This window comes from Xylophilus sp. PBN-3R (assembly GCF_057747805.1).
The window spans coordinates 1584750-1609856 of sequence record NZ_CM173225.1 but is presented as its reverse complement, the minus strand read 5'-3'; the positions used below and the strand labels follow the sequence as shown (position 1 = coordinate 1609856).

Annotated in this window: 24 protein-coding genes; 14 read left to right on the top strand and 10 right to left on the bottom strand. The window is 65.9% G+C overall.

The window, feature by feature from the left end; genetic code table 11:
- Window positions 1-11: 11 nt before the first annotated feature.
- Window positions 12-371: a hypothetical protein gene (locus tag AC3ANW_RS07500; RefSeq protein ID WP_488344565.1), complete on the top strand. Its 360-nt coding sequence runs from the start codon at window positions 12-14 to the stop codon at window positions 369-371.
- A 7-nt stretch (window positions 372-378) separates the two neighbouring features.
- On the opposite strand, the gene AC3ANW_RS07495 is transcribed toward AC3ANW_RS07500, so the two are convergent.
- From AC3ANW_RS07495 to AC3ANW_RS07480, 4 genes are all read right to left on the bottom strand, one after another.
- Complete coding sequence (locus tag AC3ANW_RS07495; protein ID WP_488344564.1) at window positions 379-1365, bottom strand: Bug family tripartite tricarboxylate transporter substrate binding protein; 987 nt, start codon at window positions 1363-1365, stop codon at window positions 379-381.
- The gene (locus AC3ANW_RS07490) at window positions 1362-2372 is read right to left on the bottom strand and encodes a tripartite tricarboxylate transporter substrate binding protein (RefSeq protein WP_488344563.1); all 1011 of its coding nucleotides are present in this window, start codon (window positions 2370-2372) and stop codon (window positions 1362-1364) included. The genes AC3ANW_RS07495 and AC3ANW_RS07490 overlap by 4 nt, the downstream gene beginning before the upstream one ends.
- Before the next feature lie 77 nt (window positions 2373-2449).
- Window positions 2450-3511 carry a hydroxyacid dehydrogenase gene (locus AC3ANW_RS07485; protein ID WP_488344562.1) on the bottom strand — a complete coding sequence of 354 codons (1062 nt, stop codon included), beginning with the start codon at window positions 3509-3511 and terminating at the stop codon, window positions 2450-2452.
- A complete protein-coding gene (locus AC3ANW_RS07480; RefSeq protein ID WP_488344561.1) occupies window positions 3511-4188 on the bottom strand; it encodes an RraA family protein in 678 nt (225 codons plus the stop codon). The genes AC3ANW_RS07485 and AC3ANW_RS07480 overlap by 1 nt, the downstream gene beginning before the upstream one ends.
- A 118-nt stretch (window positions 4189-4306) precedes the next feature.
- On the opposite strand from AC3ANW_RS07480, the gene AC3ANW_RS07475 reads away from it, so the two are divergent.
- On the top strand, window positions 4307-5215 hold the full coding sequence (locus tag AC3ANW_RS07475; protein WP_488344560.1) for a LysR family transcriptional regulator: 909 nt from the start codon (window positions 4307-4309) through the stop codon (window positions 5213-5215).
- A gap of 15 nt (window positions 5216-5230) precedes the next feature.
- On the opposite strand, the gene AC3ANW_RS07470 is transcribed toward AC3ANW_RS07475, so the two are convergent.
- Window positions 5231-6121 carry a LysR family transcriptional regulator gene (locus AC3ANW_RS07470; protein ID WP_488344559.1) on the bottom strand — a complete coding sequence of 297 codons (891 nt, stop codon included), beginning with the start codon at window positions 6119-6121 and terminating at the stop codon, window positions 5231-5233.
- 133 nt (window positions 6122-6254) lie between these two features.
- Between AC3ANW_RS07470 and AC3ANW_RS07465 the strand changes: the two genes are divergently transcribed.
- From AC3ANW_RS07465 to AC3ANW_RS07415, 11 genes are read left to right on the top strand one after another with little or no spacing between them, the layout of a single operon-like run.
- Entirely contained in the window at window positions 6255-8387 is a 2133-nt protein-coding gene (locus AC3ANW_RS07465) for a 3-hydroxyacyl-CoA dehydrogenase NAD-binding domain-containing protein (protein ID WP_488344558.1), read from the top strand.
- Between the two features lie 31 nt (window positions 8388-8418).
- Window positions 8419-9600 carry an acetyl-CoA C-acyltransferase gene (locus AC3ANW_RS07460; RefSeq protein WP_488344557.1) on the top strand — a complete coding sequence of 394 codons (1182 nt, stop codon included), beginning with the start codon at window positions 8419-8421 and terminating at the stop codon, window positions 9598-9600.
- Between the two features lie 14 nt (window positions 9601-9614).
- Window positions 9615-10811, top strand: coding sequence for an acyl-CoA dehydrogenase family protein (locus tag AC3ANW_RS07455; RefSeq protein WP_488344556.1), 1197 nt, complete (start codon window positions 9615-9617; stop codon window positions 10809-10811).
- A 10-nt stretch (window positions 10812-10821) separates the two neighbouring features.
- Window positions 10822-11961, top strand: a complete 1140-nt coding sequence (locus tag AC3ANW_RS07450) for an acyl-CoA dehydrogenase family protein (RefSeq protein ID WP_488344555.1) — start codon at window positions 10822-10824, stop codon at window positions 11959-11961.
- Window positions 11958-12764: an oxepin-CoA hydrolase, alternative type gene (locus AC3ANW_RS07445; RefSeq protein ID WP_488344554.1), complete on the top strand. Its 807-nt coding sequence runs from the start codon at window positions 11958-11960 to the stop codon at window positions 12762-12764. Before AC3ANW_RS07450 ends, AC3ANW_RS07445 begins: the two co-directional genes overlap by 4 nt.
- Before the next feature lie 49 nt (window positions 12765-12813).
- On the top strand, window positions 12814-14061 hold the full coding sequence (locus AC3ANW_RS07440) for a CaiB/BaiF CoA transferase family protein (protein WP_488344553.1): 1248 nt from the start codon (window positions 12814-12816) through the stop codon (window positions 14059-14061).
- Between the two features lie 51 nt (window positions 14062-14112).
- On the top strand, window positions 14113-15120 hold the full coding sequence (locus AC3ANW_RS07435; RefSeq protein ID WP_488344552.1) for a Bug family tripartite tricarboxylate transporter substrate binding protein: 1008 nt from the start codon (window positions 14113-14115) through the stop codon (window positions 15118-15120).
- A gap of 34 nt (window positions 15121-15154) precedes the next feature.
- The gene (locus AC3ANW_RS07430; protein WP_488344551.1) at window positions 15155-16156 is read left to right on the top strand and encodes a Bug family tripartite tricarboxylate transporter substrate binding protein; all 1002 of its coding nucleotides are present in this window, start codon (window positions 15155-15157) and stop codon (window positions 16154-16156) included.
- Window positions 16157-16163: 7 nt separating this feature from the next.
- Window positions 16164-17138, top strand: a complete 975-nt coding sequence (locus AC3ANW_RS07425) for an NAD(P)H-dependent flavin oxidoreductase (RefSeq protein WP_488344550.1) — start codon at window positions 16164-16166, stop codon at window positions 17136-17138.
- 34 nt (window positions 17139-17172) lie between these two features.
- The gene (locus tag AC3ANW_RS07420; protein ID WP_488344549.1) at window positions 17173-17922 is read left to right on the top strand and encodes an electron transfer flavoprotein subunit beta/FixA family protein; all 750 of its coding nucleotides are present in this window, start codon (window positions 17173-17175) and stop codon (window positions 17920-17922) included.
- Complete coding sequence (locus AC3ANW_RS07415; protein WP_488344548.1) at window positions 17922-18854, top strand: electron transfer flavoprotein subunit alpha/FixB family protein; 933 nt, start codon at window positions 17922-17924, stop codon at window positions 18852-18854. The genes AC3ANW_RS07420 and AC3ANW_RS07415 overlap by 1 nt, the downstream gene beginning before the upstream one ends.
- A gap of 3 nt (window positions 18855-18857) precedes the next feature.
- Here the strand turns inward: AC3ANW_RS07415 and AC3ANW_RS07410 are convergent, their stop codons facing one another.
- From AC3ANW_RS07410 to AC3ANW_RS07400, 3 genes are all read right to left on the bottom strand, one after another.
- Window positions 18858-19646, bottom strand: coding sequence for an ankyrin repeat domain-containing protein (locus tag AC3ANW_RS07410; protein WP_488344547.1), 789 nt, complete (start codon window positions 19644-19646; stop codon window positions 18858-18860).
- Window positions 19647-19722: 76 nt separating this feature from the next.
- Window positions 19723-19935, bottom strand: a complete 213-nt coding sequence (locus AC3ANW_RS07405; RefSeq protein WP_488344546.1) for a hypothetical protein — start codon at window positions 19933-19935, stop codon at window positions 19723-19725.
- 98 nt (window positions 19936-20033) lie between these two features.
- Window positions 20034-20438, bottom strand: coding sequence for a hypothetical protein (locus AC3ANW_RS07400; RefSeq protein ID WP_488344545.1), 405 nt, complete (start codon window positions 20436-20438; stop codon window positions 20034-20036).
- Between the two features lie 251 nt (window positions 20439-20689).
- Between AC3ANW_RS07400 and cls the strand changes: the two genes are divergently transcribed.
- The gene (cls, locus tag AC3ANW_RS07395) at window positions 20690-21940 is read left to right on the top strand and encodes a cardiolipin synthase (protein WP_488345377.1); all 1251 of its coding nucleotides are present in this window, start codon (window positions 20690-20692) and stop codon (window positions 21938-21940) included.
- A gap of 13 nt (window positions 21941-21953) precedes the next feature.
- Here the strand turns inward: cls and AC3ANW_RS07390 are convergent, their stop codons facing one another.
- Together AC3ANW_RS07390 and AC3ANW_RS07385 are read right to left on the bottom strand one after the other, a co-directional pair.
- Entirely contained in the window at window positions 21954-22529 is a 576-nt protein-coding gene (locus tag AC3ANW_RS07390; protein WP_488344544.1) for an ATP-dependent Clp protease proteolytic subunit, read from the bottom strand.
- Window positions 22530-22701: 172 nt separating this feature from the next.
- The gene (locus AC3ANW_RS07385) at window positions 22702-24852 is read right to left on the bottom strand and encodes a TonB-dependent receptor (RefSeq protein WP_488344543.1); all 2151 of its coding nucleotides are present in this window, start codon (window positions 24850-24852) and stop codon (window positions 22702-22704) included.
- Window positions 24853-25107: the final 255 nt, after the last annotated feature.

Here is a 25107-nt window from a genome sequence, read left to right as displayed (position 1 = left end):
CAATTCGCGGCATGGACTTCCGTCACCAGCTCAGGCGACATCCGGTGCACCGGCCGACATTGCGCCGCATGCGCCCGCGCAAGGATTTTTTCGAAACGGTCGCGCCGCTGACCGATGAAGAAGTGCGGGAGTTCGCAGCTCTGCAGGCCAGCATGGCCATGCGCCTGGTCATGCAAAAGATGCAGCCCCAACCGACGCCGACGGTCGAAACACACCGGCACCTGCCGCGTTTCAGCGTCCACGCCGCAGGCCCGGATACGAAAACCCATACGGACAGGCCCTGGTCGCCGGCCGCCCTTGCGGTGGCCGGCCTGCTGGCTGCAGCCCTGCTGTGGGGCACGGCCTGCGGGCTGGCGCTGGCGCTTCGGTAGCTACGGCCTATTCCGCCTTGGCGCCCGAAACCCGCACCTGCTCGGCAGCCTCCGGCATCTGTTTCTTCACGAAGGACCAGAAGGCGTCGACGCCCATCGGCTCGACCGCGACCGCGCCCTGCTCGGCGAACTGTTTCTGCACGTCGGGGTTGCGCAAAGCCGTCGCCAGGGCCGCGTTGTACTTCTCCAGGACAGGTCGCGGCGTGCCGGCCGGTGCCACCAGGCCGTACCAGGAGTCGGTGTAGAAACCCTTCACCCCGGCTTCGTCGAAGGTCGGCACATCGGGCAATGCCGCGAGCCGCTGGCGTGACGCCACCGCCAGCGCCCGCACCTTGCCGGACCGGATGAACGGCAACGCGCCGGTGCTCAGCACCAGGTCGACCCGGCCGGACATCAGGTCGGTCATGGCCGGCGCGGTGCCCTTGTAGGGGATGTGCGTGATGTCCACCCCCGCCAGCTTGTTGAAGCTGGCCCCGGCCAGGTGCTGGCTGGAACCGACGCCGCCCGAACCGTAGTTCAGCTTTCCGGGTTGGGCCTTTGCGCTGTCGATCAGCTGCCGCACGCTGCGGATCGGCGAATCCGCCGGCACCAGCAGCACGCTGGGCGAGCTGGTGATGATGCCGATGGGCGCGAAGTCTTTCAGCGGGTCGTAGTTGAGCTTCGAATACAGCACCGAGTTGAGCCCGTGCGAAGCCACCGTCGCCAGCATGATGGTGCTGCCGTCGGGCCTTGCGCGGGCCGCCAGGTCCGAGCCGATGTTGCCGCCGGCACCGGCCCGGTTGTCGATGACGATGGGCTGCTTCAATGCCTCCCCCATGTGCAATGCCGCCAGCCGGGCGACGTTGTCCGACGGTCCGCCCGCCGGCCAGCCGACCACCATGGTGATGGGTGCCGCCGGCTGCGCAAACACGGGCTGGACGGCGGCGCAGGTGGCGGCGGCACCCAGCGCCAGCAATTGGCGTCGGGCCAGGGTTCCTGAAGTTGTCCCGGTCATGGCTTCGCCTCCTGCCAGGGCATGTCTTTCCAGAGCTGGCGGAAACCGGCCTCGGCCTTCTCAAGCTCGACCGCATAGGCCGGCGGCGGCAGGTAACGCAGCGGAGCGAACATGGCCTCGGCCTGTTGCTGGAACTGTGGATCGGCGGCCACCCGCGCCACCGCATCCACCAGCTTCTTGCGGATGCCTTCCGGCAAACCCTTGGGCGCACCCAGGCCGCGCAGCGATGCCAGCTCGATGTCGAAACCCTGTTCCTTGAAGGTCGCCACGCTGGGTGCAAGGGCTGAACGTTTGCCGGCCATCTGCCCGAGCAGGCGCATCGGCGTACCGCCCTTCTGGAACTGCAGGGCCTCGCCGACGTTGATGGCGCCCACCGTCAGCTGCTGGCCGGCCAGCGCGGCCCGCACTTCGCCCGCGCCCTTGTAGGGAATATGGTTCAGCCGGGTGCCCGAGGCCTTCTCGAACAGCAGCATCGCCAGGTGGTCGTCCGAACCGGTGCCGGTGGTGCCGACCGTCACTTCGCCCGGATGCGCCTTCGCATAGGCCGCCAGCCCGGCCAGCGAATCGATGGGGTTGTTGTTGAAGACGGTGAAGCCACCCGGGTCGTCCACCAAGTTGCCCAGCAGGTCGAAACTGCGCCAGGTGAAGCTCGTCTTGCGTTCGATGGGAATCGTCAGCAGGTTCGGTGTGTTGATGAAACCGATGGTGTAGCCGTCGGGCGCCGCCTTGGCCAGCTCGGCAAAACCGATGGCGCCGCCCGCGCCGGGTTTGTTCTGCACCACCACGGCCGCCGTACCGCCCAGCTGCTTTTCGAGATGCCGGGCGACCAGCCGCGCCACCAGGTCGGTGCCGCCGCCGGGCGCATAGGCCACGATCATCTCGATGGGCCGGTTGGGGTAGCCGGCTTCCGGCTGCGCCAGGGCGGGCAAGGCCGCCATGGCCAGCAGCGAAGCCGCCCCGCACCGCAATGCCGTCCGTCGGTTCGACGGCCTGGATGATTCACGCATGTCTGTCTCCTGTTATCGGCTTCGGGAGCCTTTTTTACGAACGCTGTCACTCAATGCCTCGTCGGCTGATCCGGTTGTCAGTTCTCCTCGGCGCGGACGGCCGTTTCCAGTTGCAGCGCCGCGGCGATGCGTTGCCGGGCGTGCGGCCAGACCTCCGGGTTGACCAGCCGGGGCGGACGCTGGCCGGTGTTCAGCAAGGCCACGATCTGGGTCGCCGCCAACTCTGCGTTGTTGCGCCTGGCCTCGTGGGTGACACCTGCCGTGTGGAAGGTTGCGACCACGTTCGGCAGGCCCAGCAGCGGATGGTCCAGCGGCGGCGGCTCCTGGTCCCACACGTCCAGGCCGGCGCCCGAGAGATGACCGGACACCAGCGCAGCATGCAGCGCGGCTTCGTCGTGAATGCCGCCGCGGGCGGTGCTGACAAAGACCGCGCCCGGCCGCATCGCGGCGAAGGCTCGGGCGTCCATCAGGCCCAGGGTCGTCGAATCGCGCGGGCAGTGCATCGAGACGATGTCGGAACGCGCCAACAGTTCTTCGAAGGACACCTTCTGCCCACCGCGTGCGGCCATCTGCGCCGCATCGAGCGCCGGGTCGCAACCCAGCACCTCCAGCCCGAACGCGACCGCCAGCGCCGCCACCCGACGGCCGGCCTCCCCCACGCCGACCAGTCCGATGGTTCGGCCGCGCAGTTCGTGGCCCATCAGGTCTTCACGCGACATGCCGCGCCGGCTGTGCAGGGCACGGTCGGACTCCGCAATGCGGCGCAGCACCGCCAGCGTCAGGCCGATGGCCATTTCAGCGACCGAATCGCCGTTGCCGCCGGCCTGGTTCAGCACTGCCACGCCGGCCCGGGTGCAGGCCGCGACATCCACCGTGTCGAAGCCCGATCCGCTGGTCGACACCGCCAGCAGTCGGGGACAGCGCGCCAGCAATTCCTCCCCGGCGAACCAGCGGCGCGGAATCTCGTCCTTGGCAGCGGTGATCTGGTAGACCTGCGCCGCGGCCAGCGCCTGCCAGGCCACGGCGTCGTCGCCTTCCATCGCGCAGGTCTGCAGGCTCACGCCCGGCGAGCCGGAGACGATGCGGTCGAAGGCGGGGTCCAGCCAGTAGTCGAAACGAACGACGTTTTTCGAAGGCATCACAGCACGCCCTTTTCCTTCAGGCTGCGGTCGACCCAGCTGCGGTCGGCACGGCCTTCTGCAATGGCCTTCAGCATCTCGGCTTCGGTACGCTGCACCGCGTCGACCCGGTCGGCGATATCGGCAGCCTGGTCCGGCGACACGACCAGCACGCCGTCGCCGTCGGCCAGCACCAGGTCGCCCGGCCGCACCACCATGCCGTCGATGGAAACCGGCACATGCAGCTCGCCCGGGCCGTCCTTGTAGGGGCCGCGATGCGCCACGCCGCGTGCATACACCGGCAACGTGTTCCGGCCGATGGTGTCGCTGTCGCGGATGTTGCCGTCGATCACGAATCCGGCAGCGCCGCGTGCGATGGCCAGCGCCAGCATGATCTCGCCGATGATGGCGTTCTGGCCGCCGCCGCCGGCGTCCACCACGATCACGTCGCCGGGGCCCGAGATGTCGATGGCCTTGTGCACCATCAGGTTGTCGCCCGGCCGGGTGCGCACCGTCAGCGCACGGCCGACGAGCGCGGCTTCGCGCCGGTGGAAAGGCCGCAGCGCGCTGGTGCCGGTCGTGCGGCTCATGGCGTCGCTGACATTGGCTACCGGGTAATCGCGATAGCGCTCGATCAGCGCGTCCGGCACCGCTGCCTCGGGCCGTGGATGGATGTGGAAGCCGGGAATATGGGCCATCTGGTTTGTCTCCTTGTTCGGATTTCCCGGCCAATCTATCGTCGGTCGCTTGCGAATGAAAGCGACAAATAGTGGAGCTTTGATTCCACCAAAACGAAACCCCCGATGGAGCCCGACCATGACCCTCAAACAGCTGGAAGCCTTTTATTGGGCCGCCACCTGCAACAGCTTCGCCGTGGCCGCCGAACGCCTGCACCTGTCGCTTTCATCACTCTCCAAACGGGTGGCCGAACTGGAGTCGTCGCTGGGTGTGGTGCTGTTCGACCGCTCCGGGCGCAGCGCACGCATCACGCCGCAGGGCGAACAGATGCTGCCCGGCATCCGCCGCCTGCTGCATTCCGCCGCCGAACTGCAGGCATCGGTCAATGTGTCGCGTGGCCTGCAGGGGCATTGCCGGCTGGGCGTGGGTGAACTCAGCGGGCTGACCTGGCTGCCACGGCTGTTGATGACGGCTGCCAACGAACACCCCGACCTGCAGGTATCGCCGCAGGTCGACATCGGCCAGGTGCTGGAACAACGTACCGAGACCGGCGCGCTCGACTGCATCGTCATCGCCGGGCCGTCGTCGCGCGGCGGGCTGGCGGTCGAGCGCATCGCCCAGGTCGACTTCGTGTGGGTGGCCAGCCGCGACTTCATCGCCCGAGCCCGCACCGACCAGCCCCAGCGCCTGATCGCCGAACAGCGCCTCATCACCCTGCCCGAAGGTTCCGGCAGCAACCGCATCCTCGACCAGTGGCTGGAGGGCAGGAATCTCATGCTGCAGCAGCGCCTGATGTGCAACAGCTGGGGCGCGGTGGTGGGCATGGTGACCGAGGGGCTGGGTTTCGCGTTCATGCCACGCAAGTGGGCGGAGGCGGCCGAAGGCCCGGTGCTGACCATCATCGGCAGGGGCTCGCCGCTGCCGCCGCTGCAATACACGGTGCAGTGGCGGCGGGACGATGCACGGCCCCTGATCACCGAAATGCGGCGAATGATCAAGGAGGTGATCGCCTTCGATGCGCCGCGCTGTTTCGTGCCCCGCGCATGAGTCCGGCCGGCCGTGTCAGGGCTTCGGCCTGGCCTTTTCCATCAGGAAGTCGATGCAGGTCCGCACCGCCCGCGTCCGGTGCCGGTTGGGCAGATAGAGCAGGTACATGTGGGTGCCGAAGATGCTCAACCGGTACTCGCCCAGCGTGGTCAATATTTCGCCGCTTTCGATCTTGTCCTGCACCACGTAGTCCGGCACCAGGCCGACGCCCAACCCGGCCAGGATGCCCTGCCGCAAAAAGGGAAAGTGCTCCGAGATCATGGTCGGCTCCAGCGAAACCTCCTGCCTTTCTTCGCCCTGGTAGGCCGTCAGCCTCAACTGCCGCCCGGTGACACCCGCGGTGATCAGCGGGCTGCCGCGCAGGTCGTGCAAGGTGCCCGGCAGGCCATGCCGCCGCGCGTAGTCGGCCGACGCGCAGGCCAGGTAACGCACGGTACCCAGGCTGCGCGCCACCATCGACAGCGGCGGTTCGTGCATCACCCGGATGGCGATGTCGACTTCGTCTCGCAGGTTGTCGGCCCGGTTCTCGAACAGTACGTCCAGCACGATGTCGGGGTAACTGCGCTTGAACTCGATCAGCCAGTCGCTCATCACGATCTGCCCGTAGCCGCTGGGCACGCTGATGCCGACCCGGCCGTGCAGTCCCTCGCCGAGCGTGCTGACGGCTTCTTGCGCGGCAAGCATTTCGTTGTGGATGGCGCGGCCGTGTTCATACAGGCGCATGCCGATCTCGGTCGGCTCCATGCGGCGGGTGGTGCGCTGCACCAGCTGCACGCCCACGTCCTTTTCGAGCTTGGTCAGGTGGTAACTGACGTTGGCGCGGGTCATCTTCAGCTTGCGGGCAGCCTGGCTCAGGTTGCCGCTGTCGATGATTTCCATCAGCAACGTGAGTGATTGGGAGTCCATGTCTTCAAAGATCCGAGAAACGCATTGGTAGAAATCCTTTGACAGTTTGTCAATGATTCATGGGATTCTTAAAAGTCATTGTCCACGCAACAATGCAAATCCAGGCAATAGAGACACATAAAGGAGACCGTGCATGTCCGCTGAAGGAACAACTTCGCCCGTCCGCACCCGCGTGCAAGACCAGGTTCTGGTGGTCAGCATCGACAACCCGCCGGTCAATGCCCTGGGTGCCGCCGTGCGCCAGGGCCTGATGGCCGCGCTGGATCAGGCCGATGCCGACGCCGGCCTGAAGGCCGTTCTGATCGTGGGTGAAGGCAAGGTCTTCATCGGTGGCGCGGACATCCGCGAATTCGGCAAGCCACGGGTCCCGCCCTCGCTGCCGGAAGTCTGCAAACGCATCGAATCCTGTTCCCGCCTGGTCGTCGCATCGATCCACGGCGCGGCGCTTGGTGGCGGCCTGGAAGTGGCGCTGGCCGCCCATTACCGCCTGGCGCTGCCGGCCGCCCAACTCGGCCTGCCGGAAGTCGCGCTCGGCCTGCTGCCCGGCTCCGGTGGCACGCAGCGCACGCCTCGCCTGATGGGCGTGAAGGCGTCCGCCGACATGATGCTGAGCGGCAAACCGCTGAACGCCACGGCAGCCCTCGCCGCAGGCCTGGTCGACCAGTTGGTGGAAGGCACCGACCCGGTCGCCGCCGGCCTGGCCTACGTCCGGCAATTGCTCGCCGACAAGGCGCCACTGCGGGTGACCAGCGCAACGCCGGGCAAGCTGGCCGACAAGGCCGCCGCCCAGGCCGAACTCGACGCGGTGCGCGCCGCCACAGCCAAGTCGGCACGCGGCCTGTTCTCGCCGATGAAGATCGTCGACTGCATCCAGGCCGCCATCGACCTGCCCTTCGAACAGGGCATGGACTTCGAACGCGCCCAATTCCTGGCCTGCATCGACAGCCCGCAACGCGCCGGCCTGATCCACGCCTTCTTCGCCGAGCGCGAAGTGGTGAAGATCCCCGAAGCAAAGGCCGCCGCGCCACGTGTCCTGAAATCCATCGCCGTCATCGGCGGCGGCACCATGGGCGCCGGCATCACCGTGGCTGCGCTGGATGCCGGTTTCCCGGTGACCATGATCGAGCGCGACGAGGCCTCCATCACCCGGGGCCGCGGTTTCGTCGAAAAAGTCTACGACGGCCTGGTCACGAAGGGCCGCATGACCGCCGAAGCCAAAGCCGCCGTCATGGCCCGCTACACCGGCAGCACCCGTTATGAAGACGTGGCCGGCGCCGACCTGGTGATCGAAGCCGTGTTCGAGGACATCGAGGTCAAGAAGGGTGTGTTCCAGCAGCTCGACAAGGTCTGCAAGCCCGGCGCGGTGCTGGCGACCAACACCTCCTATCTGGACATCGACGCCATCGCCGCGGCCACGTCGCGACCGCAGGATGTCATCGGCCTGCACTTCTTCAGCCCCGCCAACATCATGAAGCTGCTGGAGATCGTGGTGCCCGCCAAGGTGAGTGCCGACGTGGTGGCCACCGCCTTCGAGCTGGCCAAGAAACTGAAGAAGGTGCCGGTACGCGCCGGCGTCTGCGACGGTTTCATCGGCAACCGCATCCTGGCGGTCTACAAACAGGCCGCCGACTACCTGATGGAAGACGGCGCCAGCCCCTATGAGATCGACGCCGCGGTGCGCGACTTCGGTTACCCGATGGGCCCGTTCCAGGTCACCGACCTGGCCGGCGGCGACATCGGCTGGGCGACCCGCAAACGCAAGGCCGCCACCCGTGATCCGAAGGCGCGTTACGTCGAGATCGGCGACCGCATCTGCGAGAACGGCTGGTTCGGCCAGAAAACGGGACGCGGCTATTACCTCTACCCGCAAGGCGCCCGCACCGGCCAGCCAGACCCGGAAGTGCTGGCCATCGTCGACGCCGAACGTGCCCGCAAGGGCGTCACGCCGAAGACCTTCACGGCGGAAGAAATCATGCGGCGCTACATGGCCGCGATGGTCAACGAAGGCGCCAAGGTGGTCGACGAAGGCATCGCCCTGCGGCCGCTGGATGTGGATGTGACCTTCCTGTCCGGCTATGGTTTCCCGCGTTTCCGTGGCGGCCCGATGAAGTACGCCGACACCGTCGGCCTGCCGAAGATCCTGGCCGACATCCAGGAATTCTCGAAAGAAGACCCGCTGTTCTGGAAACCGGCTGCGCTGCTCGAAAAGCTGGTCGCAGAAGGACGGAATTTCGACAGCCTGAACCAGGCGGCATCGGACAAGTAACCCAGCCAAAGACAAGAAAAGAGACAAGAAAATGCGTGAAGCAGTCATCGTTTCCACCGCCCGCACACCGCTGGCGAAGTCCCACCGGGGCGAGTTCAACGTGACGCCGGCGGCCCAGCTGGCGGCGTTCTCTGTCAAGGCGGCGGTCGAGCGTTCGGGCATCGACCCGAACATGTTCGAAGACCTGATCCTGGGCTGCGGCAACCCCGACGGTTTCCAGGGCCGCAACCTCGGCCGGCAGACCGTCATTCGGGCCGAACTGCCGCTGAGTGTTGCCGGCACCACCGTCACCCGCTACTGCGCGTCGGGCCTGCAGGCCATCGCCATCGCGGCCGGCCGCATCGTCGCCGAAGGTGTACCGGCCATGATCGCCGGCGGTGTGGAAACCATCTCGGGCCTGCGCCCCGGAAACAACCTGCCGACCGACCTGGATCCCTGGCTGGTCGAACACAAGCCTGACTTGTTCATGGCCATGATCGACACGGCCGACATCGTGGCCAAGCGCTACGACATCAGCCGCGAAGACCAGGACGCGTTTTCGCTCCAGAGCCAGCAACGCACCGCCGCCGCGCAGGACAAGGGTCTGTTCGACAACGAAATCATCGCCTGCGCCACCCGCATGGCCGAGAAGAACAAGGACACCGGCGAGGTCACCTACCGCGACGTGGTCGCCACCCGCGACAACTGCAACCGCCCTTCCACCACGCTCGAAGGCCTGCTCAGGCTGGAGCCGGTGAAAGGCCCGGGCAACTTCGTCACCGCCGGCAATGCGTCGCAGCTTTCCGATGGATCGTCGGCCTGCGTGCTCATGGAAGCCAAGGAAGCCGAGCGACTCGGCCTGCAACCGCTGGGGGCCTTCCGCGGCATGGCGGTGGCCGGTTGCGAGCCGGACGAGATGGGCATCGGCCCGGTGTTCGCCGTGCCCAAACTGCTGGCCCGCCACGGCCTGAAGGTCGAGGACATCGACCTGTGGGAACTGAACGAAGCCTTCGCCTCGCAAGCCCTGTATTGCCAACGCACGCTGGGCATCCCCAACGAGCGCCTGAACGTCAACGGCGGCGCGATTTCGATCGGCCACCCCTTCGGCATGACCGGTGCCCGCCTGGCCGGCCACATCCTGCTCGAAGGCCAGCGCCGCAAGGCCCGCTGGGGCGTGGTGACCATGTGTATCGCCGGCGGCATGGGTACCGCCGGCCTGTTTGAAATCTTCTGAAGTCAGGCTCTCTTATGGATCTGCAATTCACTCCCCGACAGCAGGCTTTCCGCGACGAAGTGCGGGCCTTCCTGAAAGACAAGCTGCCCGCCGACCTTTCGCACAAGGTCAGGAACGGCCTGCGACTGAGCAAGGCCGACCTGGAACGCTGGCACGCCATCCTGAATGAACGCGGCTGGCTGGCCAACCACTGGCCCGAACAGTACGGGGGTCCGGGCTGGGGACCCATCGAGAAGTTCATCTTCGAGAACGAATGCGCCCTGGCCGGTTCGCCGCGCATCGTGCCTTTCGGCGTCAGCATGCTGGGCCCGGTGCTCATCAAGTACGGCAGCGAAGAACACAAGAACTACTGGCTGCCACGCATATTGAACGGCGCCGACTGGTGGTGCCAGGGTTATTCGGAACCCGGCGCGGGTTCGGACCTGGCATCGGTCAAGACGACGGCGGTGCGTGACGGCGACCACTACATCGTCAACGGCCAGAAGACCTGGACCACGCTGGGCCAGCACGCCAACATGATCTTCTGCCTGGTGCGCACCAACCGCGAAGCCAAGGCACAGGCCGGCATCAGTTTCCTGCTGGTCGACATGACATCTCCCGGCGTCGAGGTGCGGCCCATCATCACGCTGGACGGCGAACACGAAGTCAACGAAGTCTTCTTCACCGATGTCAAGGTGCCGGTCGAGAACCTGGTCGGCGAAGAGAACAAGGGCTGGACTTACGCCAAGTACCTGCTGACCTACGAACGCACCAACATCGCGGGCGTAGGTTTCTCGGTGGCAGCGCTGGCGCGCCTGAAGCAGATCGCCGCCACGGTGCAGTGCAACGGCAAACCGCTGGCAAAAGACCCGCTGTTCGCCACCCGCGTCGCCAAGGTCGAGATCGACCTGGAGAACATGAAGACCACCAACATGCGGGTGATCGCGGCGGTGGCCGGCGGCGGTGTGCCGGGCGCGGAAAGCTCGATGCTGAAGATCCGCGGCACGGAAATCCGGCAGGAAATCCTGTCGCTCACACGCCGTGCCATGGGCCCATACGCCCTTCCCTTCGACGAAGAGGCGCTGCACGCCGGCCATGAAGACCTGGCCGTGGGGCCGGACGGCGCAGCCGGTGCGGCCGCCAGCTACTTCAACCACCGCAAGCTGTCGATCTTCGGCGGCTCCAATGAAATCCAGAAAAACATCATCTCCAAGATGATTCTGGGCCTGTGAGGTCGATGCCATGAATTTCGAGCACACCGAAGACCGCCGCATGCTGGCGGACACCCTCAACCGTTTCGTCTCCGAGCAATACGGCATCGAGAAACGCAACCACCTCGCCTATGGCGAGCAGGGCCACAGCCCCGACCTGTACCGGCAGTTCGCCGACCTGGGTGTCATCGGCGCGCTGTTCCCCGAAGCCGACGGCGGCTTCGGCGGCGCCGGTTTCGACGTGAGTGTGGTGTTCGAGAGCCTGGGCCGCGGCCTGGTCGCCGAACCCCTGCTGGGTGCGCTGCTGGTCGGCCGCGCATTGATTGACGGAGGCACCGCCGGGCAGAAGGAATCGCTGCTGGCACCGCTGATCGCAGGAGAAACCGTGGCCGCCCTGGCGCACGACGAACCGGGCAGCCACTACGAACTATCGCGTGTCACCACCACCGCCACACGCTCAGGCGACGGCTGGGTGCTCGACGGCGCCAAGGCCGTGGTGCTGTTCGGCGACACGGCCGACTGGCTGCTGGTTTCGGCCCGCACCGCCGGGGGCACTTTCGATGCCCACGGCATCTCGCTGTTCCTGGTGCCCGGCACCGCTGGCGGCCTGACCCGCCGGGGCATCGGCCGCATCGACGGCGGCCGGGTCGCCGAGATCGAACTGAAGGGCGTGACCGTCGGCGCCGACGCGCTGCTGGGCGCTGAAGGCGAAGGCGCTGCGCTGCTCGAAGGCATTGTCGGCTGGGGCCTGCTGGCCCTCAGCGCCGAAGCCGTCGGCGCAATGGATGTCACCAAGCAGTTCACGCTCGAATACCTGCAGACCCGCAAGCAGTTCGGCGTGCCCATCGGCAGTTTCCAGGCCCTGCAGCACCGCATGGCCGACCTGCTGCTGGAAGTCGAGCAGGCCCGTTCGGCGGTCATCAACGCCGCAGCCGCCGTCGAAGGCAACGACCGTGTGCAGCGTGAACGTACCCTGTCGGCGACCAAGTACAGCATCGGCCGCATCGGCACGCTGGTGGCCGAAGAAAGCATCCAGATGCATGGCGGCATCGGCATGACCTGGGAACTGCCGATGGCGCATTACGCCAAACGCCTTGTGATGATCGACCATCAACTGGGCGACGAAGACCACCACCTGGCGCGCTACATGGCGCTGGGCGAATCGGCATGACCGACGCGGCGCAACCGCTCCTGCAGCGGCGCGAGGGCGCGGTGCTGGTGCTCAGCAACAACAACCCCGCCGCGCGCAATGCGCTGTCGGTGGGTTTCTACACGGCGCTCACCCAGGCCCTGAAGGACGCACAGACCGACCCGGCCGTCGGCGCCATCGTGCTGACCGGCGAAGGCGGCCATTTCTGCTCCGGCGGCGACCTGCGCAAGCTGGCCACCCGCCGCGACTTGCCGGTGCATGAACGCCGCGCATTGCTCGAAGGCCTGCACGACCTGATCCGGGCCGTGCGCGACAGCGGCAAACCGGTCGTCGCCGCCGTCGAAGGCGCGGCCGCAGGTGCCGGCCTGTCGCTCGCCCTGGCCTGCGACATGCTGGTCGCCGCTCGTGATGCGGTGTTCTCGGTGGCCTATGTGAAGGTGGGCCTGACACCCGACGGCGGCGCCACCGCCTTCCTGGCCGAGTTCGTATCGCGCCAGGTGCTGACCGAGCTGTGCCTGACCGGCGAACGCATTTCCGGCGAACGCCTGCATGCCCTGGGCGCGGTCAACCGGCTGGCCGACAGCGGCCAGGCACTGGCGATGGCGATCACGCTGGCCGCCAGCATCGCCGACGGCCCGACCCTTGCCATGGCCCGCATCAAGTCGCTGTGCCGCAGCGCACCGCGGGCCACGCTCGAAGAACAGCTCGAAGCCGAAGCCGGCCTGATGGTGCTGTCGCAGGAGACCGATGAATCCCGCGAGGGCATGAGCGCGTTCCTGGAAAAACGCCGGCCGGACTTCACCAGGCTGCGAGCCTCGTCCTGACCAAGGCTGCCGCGGCCCCAGATAAAAGCATTCAAGGAGACAAAAGAAGATGAGCACCGCAGAAAAACCGGACACCGCCGACCTGCCGCTGGACGGCATCCGGGTACTCGACCTGTCGCGTGTGTTCGCCGGCCCGCTCTGCGGCCAGGTGCTGGCCGACTTCGGTGCCGAGGTCATCAAGGTCGAACACCCCGGCCGCGGCGACGACACCCGCGACTGGGGCATCCGCATCGGCAAGACCGAGACCACCTACTACAACAGCATGAACCGCAACAAGCGGTCGATCACGCTGGACCTGCAGAGCCCGGAAGGCCTGCAGATCGTGCGTGACCTGCTGCCGCAGTTCGACGTGGTGATCCACAACTTCAAGTCGGGCGGCGCCGAGAAACTGGGCCTGGGATACGAGCAGCTGAGGGCGATCAGACCCGACCTCATCTATTGCAGCGTTTCCGGCTACGACACCAGCGGCCCCGAGGCCAAACGCCCCGGCTACGACCTGGTGATCCAGGGCGAGACCGGCCTGATGGCGATCAACGGCGAGGCCAGCCAGCCGCCGTTGAAGTTCGGTGTCGCGGTGGTCGACCTGATGACCGGCATGTATGCCGCGCAGGCCGTGCTGGCCGCACTGTTCCGCCGCGAGCGTTCGGGCAAGGGCCGGTTCATCGAGATGGCGCTGTACGACTGCGGGATCATGGTGACCGGCTACTACGGCCTTGACGCCATGCAGCTGGGCCGCGACCCGGCACGCTACGGCAACGCCCACCCGTCCATCGTGCCCTACGGCATGTACGAAGCCGCCGACGGCCCGCTGATCATCGCGGTCGGCAACAACGCCCAGTTCGACAAGTTCTGCCGCCTGGTCATCGACCGCCCCGACATCGTCGAAGACGCGCGTTTCTCGACCAACGTGAACCGGGCCAGGAACCGGCTGGAGATCGGTCCACTGATCGCCGAGCTGATCCGCGCCTTCCCCCGCGATGTGCTGCTGCAGCGCCTGAGCGCCGCCGGCATTCCCTGCGGCCGGGTGGCCGGCCTGCATGAAGCGTTGACCAGCGAACGCACCCGCCGTGGCGGCCTGCTGCAGGACATGCCGCACCCCGTCGTCGGGACGACTCCGGTGTTCGCGCCGCCCTATCGGCTGGACGGCCAGCGCCTGCCGATCCGCCATGCACCGCCCACGCTCGGCGAAGGCACCCGCGAGATCCTGCAGGGCCTGCTGTCGATGAGCGACGAACAGCTCAAGGACCTGCAGCAACGCGGTGTGCTGACGCTGCCGGAGCCGCAGACGCCTGACTGACACGGCGCCGCCATGGGGTGATGGAAGACAAGGAACGACGGAGACAATGACATGACGACAAGAACCAACGCACGACGCGGACTGCTGCAAGGCATGGTCGCTCTGGGCGGCGCCGGCCTGATGGGCCAGGTCCTGGCACAGACATCAAAGGCTGCGTGGCCCAGCAAACCCATCCGCCTGATCGTGCCCTTCAACGCGGGCGGCGCCACCGACATCATCGCCCGCACCATCGGCGAGGCGCTGTCCAAACGGGTCGGCCAGCCGGTGGTGGTCGACAACCGTGGCGGTGCGGCCGGCATCCTGGGCAGCGACGCGGTCGCCAAGTCCGTGCCGGACGGCCACACGCTGATGGTGTCGCTCAGCACCTCGATGCTGATCAACCAGTTCCTCTATACCAAGCTGCCCTACGACCCGACAAAGGACTTCACGCTGATCACCCAGATCTCGGCGGCGCCGGTCACGCTGGTGGTGCATCCCTCGGTGCCGGCCAGCAACATGAAGGAACTGCTGGCCTATGTGAAGGCCAACAAGGGCAAGCTCTCGTACGGCTCCTGGGGCGTCGGTTCATACGGCCATCTGGCCGGTGCCTACATGAGCAAGACCATGGACGCCGACATGACCCACATCGCCTACAAGGGCGAGGCGCCGATGATCCAGGAACTGATCGGCGGCCAGCTGCAGCTGTGTTTTTCGAGTGCACTCAACACCAAACCCTTCATCGACGCAGGCCGGCTGAAGGCCATCGGCGTCACCGGCAAGCAGCGCATGGCCATCCTGCCGAAGCTGCCTTCCATCCATGAACAGGGCGTGACCGACGAGGCCTATTCGATCTTCGGCTGGGTCGCCATGGGCGCGCCGGCCGGCGTGCCGAAGGAAATTGTCGACGCGCTGTACGGCCACCTGCGCGAGATCGGCAAGGACCCCAAGGTGCTGGAACGCATCGAGGCCGCCGGTTTCATGCCTTTGATGAACACACCCGCCGAATTCCGCGATGCCTACAACCACGACATGCCGGTGTGGAAGGCCCTGGTCGAGGCCGCCGGCGCGAAGCTGGACTGAACCTGATTTTCAAGAACGACCGAACGGAGACAACGTGACCCTGACTTCCAGCCTTTCGACCAGCCGCCGCGCCCTGCTGGCGCTTGCCGCCGCACCCTTGCTGGCCGGCACCGCCGTGGCGCAGACCACCGCCGCGTGGCCCGCCAAGATGATCAAGCTGATCGTCCCCTTTCCGCCGGGCGGCCCGACCGACACCGCATCACGCATCGTCGGCCAGAAGCTGGGCGAACGCCTGAAACAACCGGTGCTGGTGGACAACCGTCCCGGTGCTTCCGGCTCCATCGCGGCCTTGCAGGTCGCCAAGTCCGAAGCCGACGGCTATACCCTCATGATGCTGGCCACCCCCACCCTGCTGGCGCCGCACCTCTACAAGAAGACCGGCTACGACACGGTGAAGGACTTCACCCCGGTCGCCACCGTCTACGACCTGCCCATCGTCATCGTGGTCAACCCGACCCTGTTGCCGGAAGTGACCGACCTGCGCAAACTCATCGCCCATGCCAAGGCGCAGAAGGACCCGATGGCCTACACCAGCTCGGGTGTCGGCAGCTTCGGCCACCTGAGCATGGAACTGCTCAAGCAGATGGGCAGCTTCGACATGAACCACGTGCCCTACAAGGGCGGCGTGCCGGCCATCACCGACACCATCGGCGGCCAGGTGCCCGTCATGTATTCGGACCTGGTCGCCGCCCTTCCCTTCATCAAGGCCGGCAAGTTGCGCGCCATCGCGGTCGGCTCGCCGCAGCGGGTCGCCATGCTGCCCGACGTCGCGACCATCGCAGAGCAGGGCTTCAAGGGTTACGACGCGGTGTCGTGGGGCGGTCTGCTGGCACCGGCAGGCACTCCCAAGGCCGTGGCCGACCGCATCGCCGGCGAAGTGCGCCAGATCCTGGCCGAGAAGGACACCCAGGACCGGCTGCTGCAGGCGGGCGCCATCGCGAAGTTCGAGGACCCGGCAGCCATGGCTGCGCATATCCAGAACGACTACGCCAAGTGGGGCAAGGTGATCCACGACAAGAACATCGTTTCGGAATGACCGCGGCATGAAGACACGCATCACCGAACTGTTCGGCATCGAACACCCGATCATCCAGGGCGGCATGCACCATGTCGGCCTGGCCGAACTGGCGTCTGCGGTGTCGAACGCGGGCGGGCTGGGCATCGTCACCGGCCTGACCCAGCGCACACCCGAGTTGCTGGCTGCCGAGATCGCACGTTGCCGCCGCATGACCGACAAGCCCTTCGGCGTGAACCTCACTTTTCTGCCGTCGGTCAGCCCCCCGGACTATCCGGGCTACGTGCGCGCCATCATCGAAGGCGGCGTGAAGGTGGTCGAGACGGCTGGCAACAACCCGCAGAAGTGGCTGCCGGCGCTGAAGGAACACGGCATCAAGGTCATCCACAAATGCACCTCGATCCGGCATGCGCTGAAGGCCGAAAGCATCGGCTGCGACGCCGTCAGCGTGGACGGTTTCGAATGCGGCGGGCACCCGGGCGAAGACGACGTGCCCAACTTCATATTGCTGCCGCGTGCGGCCGAAACGCTGACGATCCCCTTCGTCGCTTCCGGCGGCATGGCCGACGGGCGTTCGCTGGTGGCCGCACTGGCGCTGGGTGCCGACGGCGTGAACATGGGCACCCGTTTCATCGCCACGCAAGAGGCGCCGGTGCACGAGAACGTCAAGCGGGCCATCGTGGCGGCCAGCGAACTCGACACCCGGCTGGTGATGCGCCCGCTGCGCAACACCGAACGGGTGCTGTCCAACCCGGCGGTCGAGCGGCTGCTGCAGAAAGAGCGCGAACTGGGCGACGCCATCACCTTCCAGGACATCCTGCCGGAGGTCGCCGGTGTCTATCCGCGCATCATGCAGGCCGGCGAAATGGAAGCCGGCGCATGGTCCTGCGGCATGGTCGCGGGGCTGATCCACGACGTGCCGACGGTGCGCCAGCTGATCGACCGAATCATGGCCGAGGCCCATTCCCTCATCAACCGGCGCCTGGCCGGCCTGGTCCGCTGAGCACCGACATTCAATCTATCCAAAGGAACCGATCATGAAAGTACTGGTCCCCGTCAAACGGGTCGTCGACTACAACGTCAAGGTCCGCGTCAAGTCGGACGGCACGGGTGTGGACATCGCCAACGTGAAGATGAGCATGAACCCCTTCGACGAAATCGCCGTCGAAGAAGCGGTTCGCCTGAAGGAAAAAGGCATCGTCACCGAAGTCATCGCCGTGTCCTGCGGCGTCGCTCAGTGCCAGGAAACCCTGCGCACGGCCCTGGCCATCGGCGCCGACCGCGCCATCCTGGTCCAGACCGATGTCGAACTGCAGCCCCTGGCCGTCGCCAAGATCCTCAAGGCCCTGGTCGACAAGGAACAACCCGGCCTGGTCATCCTCGGCAAGCAGGCCATCGACGACGACAGCAACCAGACCGGCCAGATGCTGGCCGCGCTGGCCGACCTGCCGCAGGCGACGTTTGCCAGCAAGGTCGACCTGGCTGCCGACGGCGTCACCGTCTCGCGTGAAGTCGACGGCGGCATGGAGACCCTGGCACTCACCCTGCCCGCCATCGTCACCACCGACCTGCGCCTGAACGAGCCCCGTTACGTCACCTTGCCCAACATCATGAAGGCCAAGAAGAAGACGCTCGACACGGTCACGCCGGCCGACCTGGGCGTCGATGCGGCGCCCCGCCTGAAGACTCTGAAAGTCAGCGAGCCGCCCAAGCGCGGCGCCGGCATCAAGGTGCCCGATGCCGCCACGCTGGTGGCCAAACTCAAGACCGAAGCGAAGGTGATCTGATGGCTGTCCTCGTCATTGCCGAACACGACAACGCCGGCATCAAGCCCGCGACCCTCAACACCGTGACCGCAGCTGTCGCCATCGGCGGCGACGTGCACCTGCTGGTCGCAGGCCAGAACGCCCAGGGCGCAGCCGATGCGGCGGCCAAGGTCGCCGGTGTCTCCAGGGTGATCCTGGCCGACGGTCCCAGCCTGGCCGAAGGCCTGGCAGAAAACGTCGCCGCGCAGGTGCTGGCGCTGGCGCCGGCCTACAGCCACATCCTGTTCCCGGCGACGGCTGCCGGCAAGAACGCCGCGCCGCGCGTGGCCGCGAAGCTGGACGTGGCGCAGATCAGCGACATCACCAGGGTCGACGCACCCGACACCTTCGAGCGGCCGATCTACGCCGGCAACGCGATCGCCACCGTGCAGAGCGCGGATGCGACCAAGGTCATCACCGTGCGCACCACCGGCTTCGACGCCGCGGCGGCAGAAGGCGGCAGCGCATCGGTCGAAAAGATCGAAGCGGTGGCCGACAGCGGCAAGAGCAGGTTCGTCAGCCGCGAGGTGACCAAGAGCGACCGGCCCGAACTGACCGCGGCCAGGATCATCGTCAGCGGTGGCCGGGCCCTGGGCAGCAGCGACAAGTTCAACGAGGTGCTGACGCCGCTGGCCGACAAGCTGGGTGCGGCGCTGGGCGCATCGCGTGCGGCAGTCGATGCGGGCTACGCGCCCAACGACTGGCAAGTGGGCCAGACCGGCAAGATCGTGGCGCCCAGCCTGTACATCGCCGCCGGCATCTCGGGTGCGATCCAGCATCTGGCCGGCATGAAGGATTCCAAGGTGATCGTGGCGATCAACAAGGACCCCGAGGCTCCGATCTTCGGTGTGGCCGATTACGGGATCGAGGGGGACCTGTTCAGCATCGTTCCTGAGATGGTCAAGCTGCTCTAGGCCTCAACCCCCGGAGGAAGCAGGGGACGGGCTGGACACGGTGCTTTGTTCGGCCTTCTCTTCGGCAATGCTTTCGCTGCCGCCGCCGTCGATGGCGCCCTCGGCATTGCCTGGAGTGCCCGGACCCGGGTTCTCGACCGTCTTGGCACCCTTGTGTTCGCCGTTGTCGATGGCGTCGTCGGGTTTGTCGGACGGGTTGGGTAAGATGGTGTTTTTCATGGCATCAGCATGAACCGCGACATCGCCCGGCGGCGTAGGAATTGACCGCCCGCTGAGCGCCGCAAGTTGCGCGGCCGTGTCGGCCGCTCCCATGGCCTCGGCCAGCGCCAGCGCGGTCTTGCCGTCCGAACTCACGGCGTGTGGATCGGCGCCCCGCCGGATCAGCAAATCCAGGATTTCGCAGCGGTTGAACATGGCCGCGAACATCAGCGGCGGTTTGCCGCCTGGCGGCATCAGGTTGACGTCCGCGCCATGGGCCATCAGCAACTCGGCCATGGGCAGGTTGCCCTTGAAGGCGGCGCCTGCCAGCGGCGTCTGCGCCATGTCGTTGGATCGATTCGGATCGGCCCCCTTTTCCAGCAGCAGCCGGGTGGCTTCGAGCTGCCCGTGGTAGCTCGCCAGCATCACCAGGGTGTCGCCCTTGTGGTTGGTCATGTTGGGTGGCAGGCCGCGTTCGAGCATGGGCCTGAGAGCCTCTGCATCGCCCTCGCGGGCGAGCTGGAACATGCGGTGCGCGAAGTCCAGCACATCCTGTTCGGTGGCGGTCGGCTCGGGCGGTTGGTGGGTCTGCATGGTGTTTTTCCTCCGTCGTTTACCGATTAGAGAACGATGCAGGCAGACCGTCGTTAGTTTTCATTTCCGCCCGGCCTCAGCCGGTACTTTTCCTGTAGAGCCTGGCCCGCTCGCGCTGCTGCGATGTGAATTCGGCCAGGCCGATGTCCCAGGTCCTGGTGAGCAGTTCACCACCCTCGCCCACCTGCACGAAGTGCACCGTCTTCGCCGCTTCGTCCGGCCCGCTGCCGGGCGCCCTGCAACGATTTCCCTCGGCGTCGAAATACACCTGGGCGACTCCGAGATTCACAAGATATTCAGCAGTCAATGTGGCCTCCTGTTGAAATCAGCCGGATCGGCTGGACGAGTTTCTGCCGGGCGTCCTGTCCGAGACCTGACTCGGCGGACTCAGCTGATGAACCCATGGGACTCCCACCACCAGGCTCCGGAACCCAGGGCGAGGACGAGTAGGGAAAGGCCCAGCAGCCGCTTGGTGAGGCGGCCTTGCCGGTCGGCCAGGGCGGCATCCAGCGCCGCTTGGATGTCCATGCCGCACATGGCGGAAAGCGCCGCGTCGCGGACGTCTTCGGCGTTTCTCAGCCGCGGCGTGCCACGGTCGGCCGGGTAGCTGGCGAGGCTGGCATCGACCGGATGCCAGGTGGACGCGAGCCTGATGTGCGCAGCCCAGCGGACGTCGTTGGCGGCCACCAGGTATCGCACCACATAGGGAAACGACAGCCCGCTCTGGTGGTCGAGAAAACTGCCGGTCAATTCGTGCGTGTTTGCACGGTTTTGTCGGTTTGTATCGAGCATGGCGCGACGATAGCCATGCGACACGCGTCCATTTCGCCGCGGTCACACCCGTTTACAGGCGTACTACATCGCTCAGCGGCGTTACGACTGCTTTCCCCGTGTCGGGTGGCTCCGGTTTAATGGCCGCCGGAGGAAACTTCCCGCTCATGAACGACAAGAACGAACGCGCCTGGCGTGACCGCAACCCGCCGTGGTCCCGCGCCCGGTCTGCCGGCCCAGGCGAATTCCCCTGGAAAGCCGTCGTCATCAGTATGCTGGCGACCATTGTCGCCACCCTGCTGGTGCTCAATTTTTCGCCTGGCGAGAAGCGGCTGGACCAGCAGTTGCCGCGGCTTTACGGAACGTCCGACACGCAGTTCGAAAGAACCATGGGCGTTTTGCTGGGCCCGCCAGTGCTGCCCGGCAACCGCTACCGGGCGCTGATCGACGGCGACGCCATCTTTCCGGCCATGCTCGAGGCCATCCGCGGCGCGCAGAAGTCGATCACCTTCGAGACCTACATCTACTGGTCCGGCGACATCGGCCAGCAGTTCGCCCAGGCGCTGAGTGAGCGGGCGCAGGCAGGTGTGAAGGTGCATGTGCTGCTCGACTGGGTCGGCAGCCAGAAGATCGAGCAGTCCTATCTCGACCAGATGGAGCGCGCCGGTGTGCACATGAAGAAGTTCCACCCGCTGGCCTGGTACAGCCTGGGCCGGCTGAACAATCGCACCCACCGGAAGCTGCTCGTGGTCGATGGCAAGACCGGGTTTACCGGCGGTGTCGGCATCGCCCCCGAATGGACCGGCCATTCGCAGGATGCCGACCACTGGCGCGACAGCCATTTCGAAGTACAGGGCCCGGTGGTGGCGCAGATGCAGGCGGTGTTCGTCGACAACTGGACCAAGACGTCAGGCCAGGTGCTGCACGGCGCCCGATACTTTCCGCCCATCGAGGCGCTGGCTCCCGGCGACACCGGCAAGGCCCAGATGTTCAGCAGTTCGCCTTCCGGTGGCAGCGAAAGCATGCACCTGATGTACCTCGCCGCCATCACCGCGGCGGAGCACAGCATCGACCTGTCGAGCGCGTATTTCGTGCCCGACGAACTGACGGTGAAAGCCTTGCTGGACGCCCGTGCGCGCGGTGTGCGTATCCGGGTGATCGTGCCGGGGCCGGTCATGGATTCGAAGACGGTGCAGGCAGCCTCGCGCGCGATGTGGGGCCGGCTCATCGCTGGCGGCATCGAGATATGGGAATTTCAGCGGACCATGTATCACTGCAAGGTGCTGATCCTGGACAACATGCTGGTGTCGGTCGGTTCCACCAACTTCGACGACCGCTCGTTCCGCCTGAACGACGAAGCCAACCTGAATATCTACGACACCGCGTTCGCGTCCGACCAGACCCGGGTGTTCGAGGACGACCTCAAGGGCTCCAGGCAGGTGAGCCTGGAACAGTGGCAGAACCGGCCGCTGAAGGAGCGGCTTGCCGAAAGGCTGGCGCGGGTGATCTCGACGCAGCTCTGAGCCGCGCGGCGTTTCAAAGTACGCCGGCGACCAGCCTTTTCTGCACCGCATCGGCGCTGGAGATGTACCAGTCGGACTGGCCGATCCTTTCCATCAATTCGTCCAGGCTGACGTCCGAGCCTTCGACCAGGTATTCGAACGCGGTGCGCTCCATCTTCATGGCGCTTTCGATTTCTGCCAGGGCATCCTTGACCAGAGCCTGCATGCCACGCATGGCGCCCTTCAGTTCGAGGGTCTTGTCGAGGCGGCGCTCGTGGACCAGCAACATGCAGTCCCGCGTCAGGAAACGCTTTGGCGGCGGGAAGCCGGACATGATGGAAACGCCGGCCGAATAGACCACCGACTTGCCCAGGAAGACCATGTCGAGACCGAAACGTTCACGCGCCAGCAGGATGTCGGTGGCGATGCGACGACCGGTTTCGGCATCGCCGCCGGTAGTCGTCAATTCCACGAGAACGGGCCGTTTCATATCCAGCGCGGCGTCCATCTGCTGCAGGAAATTGTTGAGCATCGCGTCATCGACTTTGCCGTGCAGTCGAATAGCGGGCCGCTTCAGAAGTTCGTTGTCGAGCATGGTTATGTGTTTCATGGGGCATATGGGGGAAACACGGAACATCCCTTCGAACAGCCTGCACGGTGTGACCCGGTCCACCGCCAAACGCTGTAGGAAGACGTCCTTTATTTCGGTCGAGCCAATGAAAACGGCGGCTTCGCGGGCCGCCGTCATCAACCAGTGCGGCTGGCGCCGCGCCCGCTGTCGATCAGAAGTCGATCGCGGCGGACAGCATCAGGGTCCGTGGTGCACCGACGGTGACATAACCGCTGGCGGTCACCCAATAGGCCTTGTCAGCCACGTTCTCGAGGCTGGCACGGAAGACGACCTTCTTGTTGGCAACCTGCGTGGTGTAACGGGCGCCCAGGTCGACACGCGTCCACGACGGCATGCGCAGCGTGTTGGCAGCGTCGTACCACAACGACGACGTATTGATGACCCGGCCGTTCAGGCTCAGGCCCCGCACCCACGGCGTGTCCCAGTCCAGGCCCAGGTTGTAGGTGCTGTCGGGGACACCGGCCGCATCCTTGCCCTTGTTGGCGCCAGCGCCCAGCTTGGCGTCGTTGTAGGTCGCGCTGGCCATCAGGCGCAGCCCGCGTTGCACCTCGCCGTACGCGGACAGTTCCAGGCCGCGGTTCTTCTGTTTGCTGCCGTAGCTGAAGATGTTGGTCACCGGGTCGGTATAGCTGTTGGGCTGCTCGATCTGGAACAGGGCGGCCTGCGTCAGCAGGGTGCCCCAGTCGCGCTTCAGGCCGATTTCATGCTGCTTGGATTTCTGCGGTGCAAACACCTCACCTGCGTTGGCGGTGGTCGCAGCCGCCTGGCCGCCTGCTCCCAGGCCGGCGGTGTAGTTGTAGAACACCGAAGTGTTGCGGTCGGCCTTGAAGACCATGCCGACCAGCGGCGTGATCGCGCTTTCCTTGTATGCCGTGGAGCCGTTCACGCTCTTGCGGTTGACCGTCTGGTCACGCATGCCGAGGGTCAGCAGGAAACGATTGTCGAAGAGGCTCATCGTGTCCGCGATAGCCACGCTGTAGAGCGCCAGCTTGGCGCTCAGTGCGGGGTCGTTGCGGGCGATGGTGAGTGCCGGCAGCGGCGACGGGTTGTAGATGTTCGACGCCACGGTGTTGGCGCCGAGTGCATAGAAATACCCGGTTTCGCGCTGTAGCGTGTTGGCGGAGACGACCAGACTGTGGCCGACCGAGCCGGTCTTGAAGCGGGTACGCAGGCCGACGTCGGCCGACGAGGTCTTGTTGTATTCGTCGTAATAGCCGTTCTGCAGCGTGAAGTTACCGAGCCGGTTGATGCCGCCGGGCGTACGCGGGAAGTTCTGCTCGCTGTCGGTTTCGCTGTAACCGATGCCGCCGTAGACCGTCGTGCGTTCGTTCAGGTCGTATTCGATACGCGAAAGCGCGGTCTTCGCGGTATCGGTCAACACCGCACCGGGGTAGTAGGTGCGCCGCGGGTCCGACACTGCGGGCGGCGCGGTGATGCCTGCGCCGGTCGCGAACGTGGCCTGGGGCCGGAACTCGGTGGTCTTGTTGTCGGTGTAGAGCAGGTCCGCGGACCAGCGCAGGCCCGCACCGGCGTAATCGACGCCCAACGAACCCAGGCCCACGCGCTGGCGGCCTCCGTCGACGTTGCCTTCGCCGTTTCTCCAGACGGCGTTGGCGCGCACGCCCCACTGGTTGTCTTCGCCGAAACGGCGGCCGACGTCGAGGTGGGTGCCGAACTGTGCCTTGCCCATGTAGGTGGTGGTCAGGCGGGTCAAGGGAATGTCGCTGGCGCGTTTGGTCACCACGTTGATCGCGCCGCCGATGCTGGACGCCGGGCCGGTGCCGTTGGTGAATGCGCCGGGTCCCTTCAGCACTTCCACCCGCTCGATCATCTCGAGCGGTATCCGGGTGGCGGGCGACAGCCCGTACAGGCCATTGATCGCGGTGTCGCGGGTTCCCACCTGCAGACCGCGGATCTGGAAGTCGTCGCCATAACCGCCACGGGCCTGCAGGGTGCGGACCGATGCATCGTTCATGACCACGTCGGCGACCGTCAGCGCCTGCTGGTTGTCGATCAGTTCGGAGGTGTAGTTGGTGGTGCTGAACGGCACGTTCATCAGGTCGGTCTTGCCGAGGACACCCAGGTCGCCGCCACGTGCCAGCTGGCCACCCGAATACGTTTTTTGCAGGCCGCCGATGGCCTCTGCCTGCTCGGCGACTTCGACATCGCTCAGATTGATTTTGGTATCTACGGTCTGTGCGCCGGCCGAGGCCGCTGCGATCAGCACACCGAAACCGACCATCTGTCGGGCGAGGGTTGCGACGGGTGTGCGGGCGAAGCGGGCGGAGGGTGCGAATTTCATGTGCGGATGGAAATGGAAGACAGGCGGCGCGGAAAAGATGCCGTCGAGAGAAGAAGCGCCAACTTCAAACAGCAATACGAACCGTTCGCATTATATGGATCCAATGTGACAAACTGTTGTCGCCACACCACGCCGGATACACACAGGACCAGAAAGCGCCCTGCCGTTCAGCTTCCCTTCAGATATCCATCCCCCCCCCACCGCCATCACCCGCCAACGTGGCAACGCATCGCGGCGACGAACTCCTACAGACGG